Annotated in this window: 13 protein-coding genes; 10 read left to right on the top strand and 3 right to left on the bottom strand. The window is 52.4% G+C overall.

The features are described from left to right. Positions 1–2: 2 nt before the first annotated feature. The 5 genes from N7268_RS15175 to N7268_RS15195 are packed head-to-tail and all read left to right on the top strand — an operon-like array spanning position 3 to position 5,163. Positions 3–992: a glycosyltransferase gene (locus N7268_RS15175; RefSeq protein WP_260863573.1), complete on the top strand. Its 990-nt coding sequence runs from the start codon at positions 3–5 to the stop codon at positions 990–992. A gap of 14 nt (positions 993–1,006) precedes the next feature. Then, positions 1,007–2,218 carry a glycosyltransferase family 4 protein gene (locus N7268_RS15180; RefSeq protein ID WP_260863574.1) on the top strand — a complete coding sequence of 404 codons (1,212 nt, stop codon included), beginning with the start codon at positions 1,007–1,009 and terminating at the stop codon, positions 2,216–2,218. 1 nt (position 2,219) lies between these two features. Continuing rightward, the gene (locus N7268_RS15185; RefSeq protein WP_260863575.1) at positions 2,220–3,332 is read left to right on the top strand and encodes a glycosyltransferase family 4 protein; all 1,113 of its coding nucleotides are present in this window, start codon (positions 2,220–2,222) and stop codon (positions 3,330–3,332) included. Positions 3,333–3,334: 2 nt separating this feature from the next. Further along, the gene (locus tag N7268_RS15190; protein WP_260863576.1) at positions 3,335–3,742 is read left to right on the top strand and encodes a hypothetical protein; all 408 of its coding nucleotides are present in this window, start codon (positions 3,335–3,337) and stop codon (positions 3,740–3,742) included. 29 nt (positions 3,743–3,771) lie between these two features. Further along, positions 3,772–5,163 (top strand): DUF4832 domain-containing protein, encoded by a 1,392-nt coding sequence (locus N7268_RS15195; protein ID WP_260864681.1) that lies wholly within the window; start codon positions 3,772–3,774, stop codon positions 5,161–5,163. Positions 5,164–5,210: 47 nt separating this feature from the next. On the opposite strand, the gene galE is transcribed toward N7268_RS15195, so the two are convergent. The 3 genes from galE to N7268_RS15210 form a co-directional block, all read right to left on the bottom strand. Continuing rightward, positions 5,211–6,227, bottom strand: coding sequence for a UDP-glucose 4-epimerase GalE (gene galE, locus N7268_RS15200; RefSeq protein WP_260863577.1), 1,017 nt, complete (start codon positions 6,225–6,227; stop codon positions 5,211–5,213). A 67-nt stretch (positions 6,228–6,294) separates the two neighbouring features. Then, positions 6,295–7,233: a hypothetical protein gene (locus N7268_RS15205; protein WP_260863578.1), complete on the bottom strand. Its 939-nt coding sequence runs from the start codon at positions 7,231–7,233 to the stop codon at positions 6,295–6,297. A gap of 161 nt (positions 7,234–7,394) precedes the next feature. Next, positions 7,395–8,030 carry a carbonic anhydrase gene (locus N7268_RS15210; protein WP_198906243.1) on the bottom strand — a complete coding sequence of 212 codons (636 nt, stop codon included), beginning with the start codon at positions 8,028–8,030 and terminating at the stop codon, positions 7,395–7,397. Positions 8,031–8,246: 216 nt separating this feature from the next. On the opposite strand from N7268_RS15210, the gene N7268_RS15215 reads away from it, so the two are divergent. From N7268_RS15215 to N7268_RS15235, 5 genes are all read left to right on the top strand, one after another. Continuing rightward, positions 8,247–8,753 (top strand): anti-virulence regulator CigR family protein, encoded by a 507-nt coding sequence (locus tag N7268_RS15215; RefSeq protein ID WP_198906244.1) that lies wholly within the window; start codon positions 8,247–8,249, stop codon positions 8,751–8,753. A gap of 283 nt (positions 8,754–9,036) precedes the next feature. Continuing rightward, positions 9,037–10,920: a protease modulator HflK gene (gene hflK, locus N7268_RS15220; protein ID WP_260863579.1), complete on the top strand. Its 1,884-nt coding sequence runs from the start codon at positions 9,037–9,039 to the stop codon at positions 10,918–10,920. Next, entirely contained in the window at positions 10,917–11,927 is a 1,011-nt protein-coding gene (gene hflC, locus N7268_RS15225) for a protease modulator HflC (protein WP_260863580.1), read from the top strand. Before hflK (N7268_RS15220) ends, hflC begins: the two co-directional genes overlap by 4 nt. Further along, a complete protein-coding gene (hflK, locus tag N7268_RS15230; RefSeq protein ID WP_260863581.1) occupies positions 11,924–12,994 on the top strand; it encodes a protease modulator HflK in 1,071 nt (356 codons plus the stop codon). Before hflC ends, hflK (N7268_RS15230) begins: the two co-directional genes overlap by 4 nt. After that, on the top strand, positions 12,991–14,901 hold the full coding sequence (locus N7268_RS15235) for a heavy metal translocating P-type ATPase (RefSeq protein ID WP_260863582.1): 1,911 nt from the start codon (positions 12,991–12,993) through the stop codon (positions 14,899–14,901). The genes hflK (N7268_RS15230) and N7268_RS15235 overlap by 4 nt, the downstream gene beginning before the upstream one ends. The last annotated feature ends 15 nt before the right edge of the window (positions 14,902–14,916 follow it).

Genomic DNA, 14,916 nt, shown 5'->3' on the forward strand with positions numbered 1-14,916 from the left:
ATATGGACAATAAACCATTTATTTCAGTGAGTATTAAGACCCTCAACGAAGCAAAAGGTATTGAGAAAACGATCGACAGCATCCGGCGGCAGCTGGTGGGTTATCCGCATAAAATCATTGTTGCGGATAGCTTGTCGACGGATAGCACCCAACAACTGGCGGTCAATAAAGGCGTGACGGTGGTGTCATTAACCGATCCTGGCGATCGCTGCTGCGGGGTGGGGCATCAGCTTGGTTACCTTTATAGCGAAGGCGACTATCTGCTGCTGATGGACGGGGATATGGAGCTGGAAGAGGGATTTGTGGATCAGGCCGTCGCGTTTTTGCAGGCAGAGCCGGAATATGCGGGTGTTGCGGGAACGGTAGCGATGGATGAGGCCGTAAACTATGAGTTTAAATCCCGTAAGCAGCGAATTAATCAGATCTATCCCGTTGGCGATTGCGATCATTTAGGCGGCGGTGGATTGTATCGTCGCGCAGCAATTGAAAAAATAGGTTATCTCACCAACCGTAATTTGCATGCTTATGAAGAGGCCGAACTGGGTCTGCGTTTAGGTAATGCGGGTTATAAATTACGTCGTCTGAATATTCCGTATTTTTTCCACACGTCGCATACCTTACCGACATTTAAAATGCTGAGGCATCGCTGGAAAACACGGTATTACCAGGCGCCGGGTGAGCTTTTACGCTGTAGCTGGGGGAAACCCTGGTTTATGGGGGCGCTCAATATGGTCAGAAATGAGGCCGTATTTGCTCTCTACCTTATTGTGTTATTTGCTGCGCTGTTCACCTTTAATCGCGACGTAGTGGCGATAGCCTTTCTGCCATTACTGGCATTTGCGCTGTTGAAGATCGTGAAAAACCGCTCGCTGACCGATGGGTTGCAAAGCGTTATCAATTTAGTAGTTCGTTCAGTGGGATTGCTCAAAGGCTGCATTTATCCGGTTCGCGATCCGCTGACTCCGCCCAACAGTAAAATCATTCATGAATAAACAGGGCAGGCGTAATGAAAATTTTATTAGTCAATAAGTTCTTTTTCATTAAAGGCGGCGCGGAAACGGTCTATTTTCAAGAGCGCGACATGCTGAAGCGGGCTGGCGTAGAGGTGATCGATTTCTCGATGCAGCATGAGAAAAATTTCCCTTCTGATTATGCCGATTATTTCGTCAGGAATGTGGATTACCATCAACAGAGTGATCTTCTGGGGGGAATCAAAACGGCGGTTAACTTTATTCATAACGCTGAAGCCTGTAAAAAAATGCTGGCGTTATTGCAGAAAGAGCGCCCGGATGTCGTCCACTTTCATAATATCTACCACCAGCTGACGCCCGCGTTGATTAAAGTTGCGCGTAACTTTGGCTGCAAAACGGTGTTGACCGCCCACGACTATAAAATTGTTTGTCCTGCTTACTCAATGCTGCGGGAGGGAAAGGTTTGCGATGCCTGTATCACCGGGACCGTGTTCAATGCGTTCAAATACCGCTGCCAGGAAGGCTCTGCCTCAAAAAGCTTGCTGCTCTCTTTGGAGGCGACCTGGCAATATATCGCCCAAAACTACCAGGCGCTGGATGTGATTATTTCACCCAGTCAGTTTTTACGCGGTATTTTACGGCGTAAATTGCCGAATTCCCGTATCGATGTGATCGTCAATGGCGTTGATGACAGCAAGCCAGTTACGGAGATCAATGATGACGGGTATTTACTCTATTTTGGCCGCTTAAGCCGTGAAAAGGGGGTGGCAACGTTGGCGCTGGCTCATCAGAAAATGCGTAACAAAGCGCCCCTGAAAGTTGTGGGGCACGGCCCGCTCTATGATGGGCTGGTGGCTAAATACCCGGATGTCGAATTTGTCGGTTACGTGCAGCAGGGAGAGGCGCTGGATAACCTGATAAAACATGCCAGGGCCGTGATCCTGCCCTCGGAGTGTTATGAGAACTGCTCGATGGCGGTGTTAGAAGCGATGGCATTCGCGAAACCCGTGATCGGGGCGCGTATTGGGGGGATCCCTGAGCAAATTCGCGATGGCATCGAAGGGATTCTATTTGAACCGGGCAATGCGCAGGCGCTGGCGGATGCGATGGATACCCTGATAGATGACCCGGAAAAAGCACGTGTGATGGGCTTATGTGGGCGTGAACGTTTGAGTGAAAAATATGCGCTTCGCAAGCATATGGATACGCTGCAGACGTTATATCAAGAACTTTTGGGCAGGCCATAATATGGGTAAAAAAATCACTGTTTTTGGTACGCGTGGTATTCCCGATGTATTGGGCGGGGTGGAAACGCATTGCCAGAATCTTTATCCCGCCATTAAGCAACTGTGTGATGTGGATATTTGCGTGATCGCCCGCTCGCCGTACGTGAATTACACGCGGTCCTCTTATAAGAAAGTAGAGACTTACGCGCTGTGGGCACCGAAAAAGCGTTCGCTGGAGGCCATTGTCCATTCTGTTTTGGCGGCGTTCAGAACCTGCATAGACGGCTCGGATATTGTCCATGTACATGCTATCGGCCCAGGGCTCGTTATTCCATTATTACGTGTGCTCGGGAAGAAGGTGGTGTTCACCCATCATGGTCCAGATTACGACCGCCAGAAATGGGGATATGTCGCCAAAAAAATATTGTTGCTGGGTGAGCGCTGGGCGGTGAAATATGCCAGCGAGGTGATTGTTATTTCTGATGTTATTAATCAGTTGATCCAGAATAAATACGGTCGCCATGACGCGCACTTAATTCATAATGGCGTGAATGAACCGCGGACGTTATCGGCGCATACCCTCCACACGACGCTCTCCCGGTTTGGACTACAGACTGACAACTATCTTGTGGTGGTCGGACGATTTGTGGAAGAAAAGGGGATGCACGATGCCATCTCCGCGTATCAACAAAGCGGTTTGAGTATGCCGCTTGTCTTAATTGGCGATGCGGATCATCCGACGGAGTACAGCATCAGACTCAAACAACTCGCCGCCGACACGCCCGGCGTGGTGATGACCGGTTTTTTAAGAGGCGATGAGCTACAGGCCGTGTTTTCGCAGGCAAAATTGTTTGTGATGCCTTCGTATCATGAAGGATTGCCGATAGCGCTGCTGGAGGCCATGTCATTTTCGCTGCCTGCTGTCGTCAGCGATATTCCGGCTAACCTGGAGGTACAATTGCCTGCAGAGGCCTATTTCAATGTGGGTAATCTGGCAAGTCTGGCCGAGAAAATGACCGTCTGGTCGACAGCCAATAGCGTTGACTATAGTGTATATTTGCAAAACTATAACTGGCATGAAATCGCCAGAAAAACCGTCAACGTCTATCACTCAATTGATAAAGATATAGGTTAATTTTGACCAGTTCTCACAAGCATCCTCCCGCCATCGAACGATTTTATGCTGAGCTTGATCCGCAAATATCGCAGGCGTTAACCCCGGAACAAAAAGCAGGGATAGAGAGTGCGGTGGTTGCCATTACGTTGGGCTCTAAGCACCGCGTTGATATTCGCAGAAGTTTTCCTTTTTTCGGTAAGCGTTTTTATCTGGTTTTTTTGTTTGGCCGGGATTTACGTCAGCGACATCGGCAGGAATCGACCTTATCGACAATCCTGCTCACCTGTTTGCTGTTGATTGCCGTACTGTTCGTGACTTGCTGCATATTGCTGACGCTTTACATGATCAAATCAGCCTTGGGTATTGATGTGTTCCAGCATTTTCATGTGGGTATTTGGGACTGGTGGCTAAGCCTGAAAAACCACTAGTGTTAACGCAATTGTGGGGCGTGACTGCGATGAAAGCCAAATGGGTGACTGCGCTATTGGGGATGTTTTGTCCGTTGACGGTATTGGGCGCATTAACGACCGTAACGCCTAAAGCATTGACCGGTCCTTTGACGAATCCCGGGATAGGGGTGGCCAGTTTTCATCAGGGGTATGGTGAAACGCTGGGCCTGGCGGATTATCCCGACACCGGATTTGAATATGAGCGATTTTACTGGCGAGAGCTGGAACCGGTGGAAGGCCAGTACAATTTTGCGCTGGTTGATGAGGCGTTCAAATATGCGGCGGCTCATCGACCCGCAATGAATGTCGGGCTGCGGTTTATGGCGCTCGCGGAGCCGGAAAGCGGTCCACAAATTCCTGACTGGCTGATTAAAAAAGGCGTAAAAGGCACATGGACGCCGGATAAAAAAACCTTTGCCCCCGATTTAGATGATCCCCTGTTTATTGCCTACAGCCAGCGGCTGCTGAATGCCTTTGGGAAGCGTTATGATGGGAATCCGAATCTGGCCTTTGTGGATATTGGCATGGTTGGGGCGTGGGGAGAGTGGCATAACAGCAACTTTCCAACGCTGAAGCCGCTGCTGGAGAGATACACCACGGCGCAGTTGGATCGCTACGTCGCCATGCACTTTTCCGCTTTTCCTGTGACACCCAAAATCATGCTAATGAGTGGTGGGCAAAGTCTGGCGAACGCAGTCGCCAGAGGGGCGGGATGGCGTGCGGACTGTTGGGGTGACCTGCGCGTCTTTTCTGACAGCTGGAATCATATGAGAGATGATTATCCGCAACGCTTGCAGGCGGCCCAGAGGAGTTATTCAGGGTTTAATGATGCATGGAAACGCGCGCCGGTGAGTCTGGAAATGTGCTCTTATATGCCGGACTGGAAGAATACCTTTCATTATACGCGCGCTGAAGTGCAGGCTATCTTTGACTGGGCGGTGAAACAACATGCCAGCACCATTAATCTGAAATCAAGAACGGTCCCCAGTGAGTATCGGCCTATTGTCGATGATGCGTTGACGAAGCTGGGTTATCGGTTTCGTTTGGCCTCCCTGAGTCACGAGTCAGTATGGGAAAAAGGCAAAAGCCTGGCGCTCACCAGTACCTGGTATAACGATGGCGTTGCACCAGTTTATCTTCCTTACACCCTGTCATTTCGCATCATGAATCAGGCTAATCAGGTGGTTGCTCAGGGGAATACGCCGCAGGATATTCGAACCTGGTTACCCGGTACGCATCCGGTCAATTATCTGTTGCCCATGCCTGATACCTTACCGAAAGGACACTATTTTATTGAGACGGCAATGCTGGATAAGTCTGGCGCGGCAAGAATCAGTTTTGCCAATGAAGGGAAGCAGAGCAGTGGTTGGTATCGGATATCGACGATAACGGTAGAGTAGCGGACGAGCGTAATGAGCCCGCCAGGCAGGCTCATTACGACTATCAATTACATGCGATACCCATTCGGGTTATTTTTCTGCCAGTTCCAGGTGTCGCGCATCATATCATCCAGATTGTGGGTCGCCTGCCAGCCTAATTCTGTACGTGCTAATGACGGGTCCGACCAACATTCAGCAATATCCCCAGGCCTTCTGGCGACAAACTGATAAGGAATTTGGGTTTGCGCGGCTTTTTCGAAAGCTTCAATCAGATTGAGCACGGAATAACCGATTCCGGTGCCGAGATTAAATACCTTGAAGGCCGCGCCTTTATCCTGGCTGTCCAGTGCGGCCAAATGACCGGTTGCCAGATCCATCACATGAATATAATCGCGAACACCCGTGCCGTCTGGCGTCGGATAGTCATTGCCGAATACCGACACGGTTTCCAGCTTACCTATTGCAACCTGAGAAATATAAGGCACCAGGTTGTTGGGTATTCCATTCGGATCTTCCCCAATTCGGCCTGATGGATGGGCGCCAACCGGGTTAAAATAGCGCAGACAGGTGATGCGAAAATCAGGCTGGGCGTGTGAAAAATCCGCTAAAATTTGCTCAACCATATATTTGGACGTGCCGTACGGGTTGGTGGTCCCCCCAGTCCGTGCCTGCTCGTTTAGCGGTACGCTTTCGGGATTGCCGTATACCGTTGCAGAGGAACTAAAAATGAAATGGTTAACGCCAGCGGCTAACATTTCATGCAGTAAAACCAGCGTGCCCGTGACATTATTTTCATAGTAGGCGAGCGGTTCTTTCACCGACTCGGAAACCGATTTTAGTCCTGCGAAATGAATAACATCAGTAATATTATGCCTGGAAAAAATCGTTCTCAGCGCTTCTTTGTCCAGAATGTCAGCAATGTAGACCGTGGGTTCCCTTCCGGTGAGTTCCGCGACCCTGTCCAGCGATGTTCGAGAAGCGTTTGAGAGATTATCGATGACCACAACATCATCCCCTCTCTCCAGCAGTGTCAGCACGGTATGTGAACCAATATAACCTGCGCCACCAGTGACAAGAATTGCCATACAGTCTCCAGATATATGCTTTAAACCCGAACCATTTTCTACCAATGTTACTCGCAAATCCAGTGAATCATTGATGCCTTCGGGAAAGATGAATACTTCTATATTTGATCATACACTTGTATGATATTTTTTTAAATATTGAGAATAAACTAAAGCTGAGTTTTTTAGTGTCATAAACAATATAGTTATCCGTGAAATTTAATGTGTGGACACCTTCGCTTTGGTTGATGCTGGAATGTATTTGCTCCGTCATTTCCTCTGTAAAGGTAGAAGCATTGAGCGTGATTAATTCTTTGATGTAAATTGACTTGCCGTAAGTTTCCGGCGTGCACTCCTGGGTCAGGAAATACATTTTCTCATTTATTGTGTGAGGTGAACCGGCTCCCCGATGGTGTTCATTACACACATGCAATTCTGGGGTGATTTTTTTCCACGGTCCGCTCACCGCATCGGCGGTATGGAGGGTTAACGTATCTTCCATCGTGGTGGATAAAAGATAGAAGTGTCCATCACGTGCAAGCAAGACATTATCAGTGAGCGCGATATCCGATAGTAATACGTTTATTTGTTTCCAGTGTGTGGGGAAATCTAAAGACTGGAATAAGATGACCTCTTTTCTCTCTGAAGACTCGGGGATCATAAAGAGCTGGTCATTGCTGTAAAACAGGAAAGGAAAAGATAAATGACACTGCAGATGATCAAAACCTTCCAGTTTTACATCATCAAGCTCCACCAAATTAGCATCAAGTATGCGGCAGCGCAATATCCCTTTTGAATTGAGAAAGCTTAATGCCTCATAGAATATATATACTTTATTATCTCTTTCAATAATGAAAGGATCGGCCTGGAAAGTATATTTCTTTTTGAGCTGTTGGGCCGTGGTGTTATTGAGAATGTCCAGCGTATTGGTCGGGAATCTATGTGGTTTATTATTTTTAATGATCATAATATCCCACGATTCATGAAAGAATAACCTATCAACCAACCTGTTATTTTTCGCTCGCATTCGCAACGGCTCCTTTTTATCGCTTAATTTGCTGCTGGTTCCCATAAGGCAACACTAACGAACAGTATAAAAGCTAGTAGCCAGAGTACTTTTTGTCCACTCACAGAAGTCGTGGTCAGGCGGTGTGATGTTGCCAGAGCATCCTTGCTCCAGTAGAACGATTATTCGAAGTGAACCTGAGGGTTGTCTGCCAGTGACACAAACGTTTTGCTGTTTTTATCCAGGGTTCTGATCTCACCACTTTCAATGTCGTACACCCAACCGTGTAGACGAATTGCATTATCGCGCAGTCCGACAGCGACAGAAGGATGCGTTTTAATGTTGTTCAACTGGGCGATGACGTTCTCTTCCACCATGGCGTTGATTTTATCGGTTTCGTTATCCCAGGTTTTCTTTTCAACGACGGCTCTGGCGGCATCAGCATAGTGCAGCCAGTGGGCGACGGCGGGCATCGGGTCCAGACACTGGTTGGCGGCGATGGCTTTCATGGCGCCGCAGTTTGAGTGACCACAGATAACGATGTCGGTTACGCCTAAGGCGACCACGGCGTATTCGATAGTGGCTGACACCCCACCCGGTTCCGGGCCAAAAGAGGGGACGATATTACCGGCGTTGCGGATAACGAAAAGCTGTCCAGGCTCTTGCTGTGTCACAAGCTCTGGTACCAGGCGGCTGTCTGAGCAGGAGATGAAAAGTGCTTTAGGATTCTGGCTGGATGCCAGGCTGCGGAAGAGTTCCTTACGCTGAGGGAAAATCTCTTTTTGAAAGTTGAGGAAGCCCTCAATGATATGTTGCATAGCAGTGTCTCTTTTCTCTGTTTAAGCAGGTTATGATGAAGATCACACTTTCCAGTTTACCATCAGCAGACAGAAGAGAAAGACTTTATAGCCGTTCGGCGATTCGCTATGCGAAAAAGCCTGGCCATTATTACTCATAAATCGGAGTAATAGAGATGGCTGATACCCAGGGAATACCGTACATTTTGTCTGTATCCCACACGTAAAGGAATCATCATGTCCAGGCTCCGTACTTTAGCAACGGCCTTCGTCGCTGTTGCCGCAATAGCGATGTGTGCCACCCCTGCGTTAGCCAACCCCGGTAATGGGAACGGAAACGGGAATGGTAACAGTGGCAACCATGGCAATAGTGCGAACAAGAGTAATCATGGTAATAGTCAGAAAGGAAATTCGGATCAAAAAAACAACCCGAAATCCGAGTCACGTAAAAACTATGGCAAACCGGATCATGTCGATAGCGACATCAGTTTTCATGTGGCGCGGCAATACGCCGTCCAGTATGGATTGACCGGGTATAAATCCCTTCCCCCAGGTATTGCAAAAAACCTGGCGCGCGGAAAACCGCTGCCCCCGGGTATCGCCAAGAAAAGCGTTCCCGCCTCTATGCTGAATCAACTCCCGTATTACCCGGGGTATGAGTGGCAGGTTGTCGGTGACAATCTGGTGCTGATTGCACTGAGTACGGCGATTGTGACCACCATCATCAATGGTGTGTTTGATTAACGTATAAATAGCGATTAAAAACAAAAGACTACGATAACCTCGTGGTCTTTTTTTATTTCCTTGCCCCAAAACGGTCTGTGCCAGACGACGCATTAATTGGGTTTTGATTTATTCATATAGAAAATAATAACAGCCATCAATCAATTGATTGAGGAAGGGTTTATGTTTAGAATGTTATTTCATAACAATTCAAGCATGCAATTATCCTTCCTGCCGCCAAAAACCGGATGCTTACTCGTTGTGTAGGTCGCGGTGTGGGAACCGGTTTACGGGAGCTGTTACGGTGAAATCCCCCGAATCTGAACGCGAGCCGCTGTCAGGTCGTTTTGCGTTGCGTCTGTCTATCACGCAGGTTGTTCTCTATGGATGCATCGCCGTATGTGGCGCGTGCTACCTTTTTCTGGTTCTGCTGAATGAACCGGGCTTCTGGTTACCCTTTTACGGTCTGTTGCTGGCAACGGCATTTGTTGCCTTAGGGTTTATCGATAACGCCCAGCGCATGTTACCTACTGCGACGCTGGCGGCGAGTGACACGCCGGATACGCCCCCAACGAAACGTCTGCGTTTTCCCCCACGACTCACCGCATGGATACAACACGTCCAGCAAAATCTGGCCGTTACGTTGATGACGGCCTTGCTGGCGCTGGGATTTGCGTTCGGAAACCTCATCAACACGCGTCCGGCACTGCCGCCCGAGTTCTACCGCATGGCGGTCTTCAGCGTGTTAATTGTTGCCAGCTTTGCGCTGCTGGTCATCGAGCGGATGCTCAGTTTTCAGCGTCCCCGTTCGTGGCGCTATCAGGCGGAATATGTCGGGCTGGCAAGGGTGGGGCTAAGCGTATTGCTGATCGCCGCGATTGCTCTGCTGATTTCCGCTTCCTTTCCTCTACTGGCAATAAGGCTCATCAATGTTGCCAGCTTCCTGATTTTATTGATTGCGCTGGAGTATTTGCTGCGCGCACTTGCCGCGTTGAGCTTACCGTCCGATGAGGGCGCACCGCGTTTTGTGACGCGCAGTTTACTGGCGGCGCAGTATCGCTGGCCTCCGCGTCCGCTGGCTTTTTTACTGGAACGAATCCAACGCCAGTTTGGCATTGATCTTCGCCAGATTCAGGCGTTTCGCCTGATGGCCCGACGCTTTTTACCGGTGACGGGAGCGATGCTCCTGCTGGGCTGGGTGTTCAGCGGGCTGACACAGATCCCGCTCCAGCAGCGCGGTATCTACGAACGCTTTGGCAGACCGGTTGCGGTATGGCAGCCAGGGCTTCATGTGGGATTGATGTGGCCATTTGGTCGTGTTATCGCGGTCGAAAATGGGACGGTGCATGAATTACAACTCAGCGATGTGACCGAGAAAACCCGCCGCGATACGCAGCCTGATACGGCAGAAGGGCCAGCGCCGCAGAGCAGTTGGCGGTTGTGGGATAACAATCATGCGACCGATCAGTCGCAGGTAATCGCCAGTAGTGCGTCAAACAGCCAGAGTTTTCAGATCGTGAATATGGATATTCGCCTGATCTGGCGCGTGGGGCTGCGCGATCAGGACGCGCTCAATAGCCAGTATCAGACCGATGGCCTGCCGACGGTGATCCGCAGTATCGCGCGCCAGGTTCTGGTCAGCGAATTTGCTTCGAAACAACTTGATGAGCTTCTTAACGAGCAGCGTGTCACGCTGGCGCTCACATTGAATCGCCAAATCCAGCAGCGGCTGGATGCGCTACACAGCGGTGTGGAATTGCTGTTCACCCGGGTTGAGGCCATCCACCCTCCGGTAGGGGCTGCAAGTGCTTATCACGGCGTGCAGGCTGCGCAAATCGCCGCAACCGCGCTCATTGCCCGCGAGAAAGGGTATGCCGCCAGTGTGATCAGCGATGCTCAGCGTAACGCGTTAACCCGCTTAAATGATGCCCAGGCATTTTCCCATGAAAATCTGGCTCGGGCTAACGCTGCGGCCGTTCAGTTCGCCGCTGAACATGACGCCTGGCGTGAGGCCGGTGACGCTTTTATTACCGAACGACGGTATGCCGTACTCACCCAAACGCTGGCACAAACGCCGCTCTTAATTATTGATAGCCACCTTCAGGGGAACAATGCGTCGGTACTCGATCTTCGCCAGTATCCGCTGCTGTTTGGTTGTCCCGACTCACAAAAGGCCTGCGCAAAATGAAGATCCATGCGATTACTCACCCGGTGACGGCGCCCAAAAATGCCCTGCATCGACCACCGTCAGCGAGGCCGACGGCTCCCTTTTGGCGAAAGCGGGCGCTACGTATTGTTATCGCTGTCCTGTTCATCGCCCTCGCGCTGTTAACGGCCAGTTTGCTGGAGGTACGGGCAGGAAGCGCCACCGTCGTGACACGGTTTGGTAGCCCGGTTCGCGTGCTGCTAACGCCCGGTCTGGCATGGCGTATTCCCGCGCCGTTCGAAACGCCGGTCAATGTTGATCTCCGCGTGCGCTCAACTTCCAGCGGGTTGCAGGATGTGGGCACGCGCGATGGTTTACGTGTGTTGGTTCAGGCCTGGGTCATCTGGAAAGTCAAACCGGATAACGATCATGTGCTGCGCTTTATTCGCGCGGTGCAAAACCAGCCCGACGAGGCTGCGCGTCAGATTCGGACATTTGTGGGCTCGGCGCTGGAAACCACGACCAGTAATTATGCGCTGGCGGATATCGTGAACACCGACAGCCGTAAGATCAAAATCAGCCAACTGGAACAACTGCTGCAGGAACAACTGAAAACCCAGTTGCTGAACAGCTACGGTATTGAGCTGATACAGGTGGGGATTGAACGCTTAACGCTGCCTGCCGTGACGCTGAATGCCACCGTTGATCGGATGCGCGCTGAGCGTGAAACCATTGCGACAGAACGGACGGCAGAAGGGAAGCGTCAGGCGGCGGAGATCCACTCAAAAGCGGACAGAGATGCGCGCATTCTGGAAGCCGATGCCTCCGTTCAGGCGGCGACCATTACCGCCCAGGCGCAGCGTGATGCCGCCAGTATCTATGGCAAGGCCTGGGCCAGCGATCCTCAGCTCTATAACCTGCTGCGTTCACTGGATACCTTAAATTCAGTGATCAACACCCGTACCCGTTTGGTATTAAGTACCGATGCTGCCCCCTTTAAGGCGCTGGTGCAGTCCCCGGATGAAACAACAGAGCTGAAACGGCCATGAGAACAACGACCTCTGCCCGTACGCCGTGGGGACAATCCTACCGTATTGCCTTTTTCACGCTGTATGGCGCGGCGATCCTGGCGGCAGGCGCATGGCTGTTTTCCAGTATCCATGAGATTGCGCCAGACAGTCGTGCGGTCGTCTTTCATTTTGGCAATCCGACGCGTGTCGAAAATGCCGGGCTGTTGTTTGCCTGGCCGCAGCCAATAGACCGGGTTGAGCAAGTGCCCGGCGCTGAACGCGTGATTGAACGGGATGTCCGGGCGCTCCAGCGTAGTGTGCAACTTGAATCGGTGAATAGCTGGGAACTGGACAGTGATGCCGGGGCCGGTGCGGGCTATCTGCTGACCGGCGATGCCGGTGTGGTGCAGCTTAACGTGCGCGTATTTTATCGAGTCAGCGACCCGATTCGCTACGCCTTGCAGCGCCCGCATATTGACCCCTTGCTCGACCGCTTAACCCAGCGCGCGGCGGCGGTAGTTTGCGTCGGTCGCGATCTGGACACGATTCTGGTTGCCCGCCCCGAGGCGCGGCAAAATGATGCCCGCGCAGCGGAAGAGCGTATTCGTCTGCGCAGCGACTTCAAACAGGCGATGGCGCACAGCCTGGCGCAACTGGCCGACAGCGGCAACGATCCGGGCATCACGATTGAACGCGTTGATATTGCATCCTCACTGCCGGTGAATGCGGTCGCGGCGTTCGATGCGGTGTTAACGGCCAGCCAGCAGGCGGAACAGGCTATCGCCAGTGCCCGTAATGATGCCAGTCTGCGGATGCAAAAAGCGCAACAGCAGGCGGATCGCACTCTGCAACAGGCGCAGGCCAGCGGCGAAGAAAAGGTCGCCAAAGCGCATGTCGATACCCAGGCGATCTTTGCGCTGGCGCAGGCGCGAAAAGAGGGGATGGATGGCGGTATGTTGCAGAGGATCTGGAGTGAAAAAATTACCGCGTTGATGGCGAAAGCGGGGCAGGTCACGACCATTGCTTCAGGTCAGGACAGCCAGCTGATCCTGCAAAGTGAACCGACAGCGGTGACGTCATCCTCCGCGAGCGAGCGTAAACCATGAGCCATCAATGTAGCCACGGGCATACTGATCATTTCAGCAGCCAGTTATTAACGCCTGACGAACAACGGCGAATGTCGCGTCAGCTGACGCTGGTCATGACAACGATTGGATTACTCCTGTTAAGCCTGGCGTGGCGCGCGATTGCGCCGGAACAACCGGCGATCAGCGATATTTTAGCGGGTGTCGCCTGGCTGCTGGTGGCGGTCCCGGTGCTTCGTGCGGGATGGCACAGCCTGCTGCATCCTGATCTGCACGGCGTGACCGACCTGCTGATTGTGCTGGCGATGCTCGGCGCCTGGGCGTTGGGCGATTTAATGACGGCTGCTCTTTTGCCGATCATTATGATTTTCGGGCATATCCTCGAAGAACGAAGCGTGATGGGAACGCGACAGGCGATTGCCGGGCTGAGTAAACTGACCCGCAGCAAAGCATGGCGCGTGCGGGCCGATGGTTCGCTGGAGAGTACTGACAGCGAGCATCTGCAAGCGGGCGATGTCGTTGAAGTCCGCGCGGGCGATAATATCCCGGCAGATGGTCGGGTAATTTCCGGGCAGGCCAGTCTGGATGTGGCCTCCATCACCGGAGAGTCCGTCCCGCTGGAAGCCGAACCGGGGATGGCGATTTATGGCGGTGCGACCAATCTGAATGGCGTATTGCGGGTTGAGGTGACCCACACGGGGGAATCCTCAACGCTTGGGAAAGTGATTGCGCTGATGAAGAACGCCGAGCATGCCAAACCGCCGATAACCCGCATGCTGGAACGCTACGCCGGGCACTATCTGATCCTGGTGTTACTGATTGCCGCGACCACCTGGTTTTTAACCTACAACAGCCAGGCGATGTTGGCGGTTCTGGTGGCGGCGTGTCCTTGTGCGCTGGTGCTCTCGGCGCCCGCGACCGCAATGGCGGGGATTGCGGTTGCCGCGCGACACGGGATCCTGATTCGCAATGCCGCATTTCTGGAAGAACTGGCCGATGTGGATGCGCTGATTATTGATAAGACCGGTACGCTGACGCAGGGGCGTTTGCGGCTAACCGATATCGTCCCGCAGGACGGTGTTGCGCGTGAATCACTGTTGCCGTTGGCGGCAGCACTGGGGGCAACCAGCCACCATCCGGTGAGTCGCGCCCTCGCTGAATGTGCACCGTCTGCCGAACTTCCTGTCTTACAGGAAATCCGCGAAGTGCAGGGGCTGGGCGTGATGGCTCGCACCGATGCAGGGCTGGCTCTGCTGGGGCGGGCGGCGCTCTTTAAGCAGTATCAGATAACGCTTTTACCGCTGCCGGAACACGATGGCCCCGTGGTCGGGCTGGCGTTGAACCAGCGTTTCCTCGGGTGGTTGCTGCTGGACGATACTATCCGACCCGAAGCCTCTGAGGCGATGGCGGCGCTCAGAGCGTTGGGGATTGCCCGACAGCAGCTACTGACCGGCGATCGGTTATCCGCCGCGCAACGGGTCGCGCAGGATGCGGGGATCGATGAACTGGCGGTCGAGGCGCTGCCTGCAGAAAAATTGCAGCAGGTGCAACAGGCGGTGAACGAAGGCTGGCGACCGCTGGTGGTGGGAGATGGTATTAACGATGCGCTGGCATTAAAAGCCGGCGCGGTGGGCATTGCGATGGGGAGCAATGGCGCGGATATCGTACTCGCTTCGGCTGACGTGGTCTTAACCGGCGGGGATTTGCGCCGCTTACCGACGGCGGTGCGTTTAAGCCGCAAATGCCGCCATACCTTACAGGTCAATGTGTTTATTGGTCTGGGGTGGACGATCCTGATTGTGGCCGCCGCGGCGTTGGGATGGCTGGGTGCAGCAGGTGCGCTGGTCGCGGCTATTCTGCATAACCTGAGCACATTGTTGGTGCTGTTGAATACCGGACGGCTACTGCAGTTTGATGAAACGCGCTAAGTGACGGGCGGTGGA

Origin of the sequence: Citrobacter sp. Marseille-Q6884, assembly GCF_945906775.1 — a bacterium.
GTDB lineage: Bacteria > Pseudomonadota > Gammaproteobacteria > Enterobacterales > Enterobacteriaceae > Citrobacter.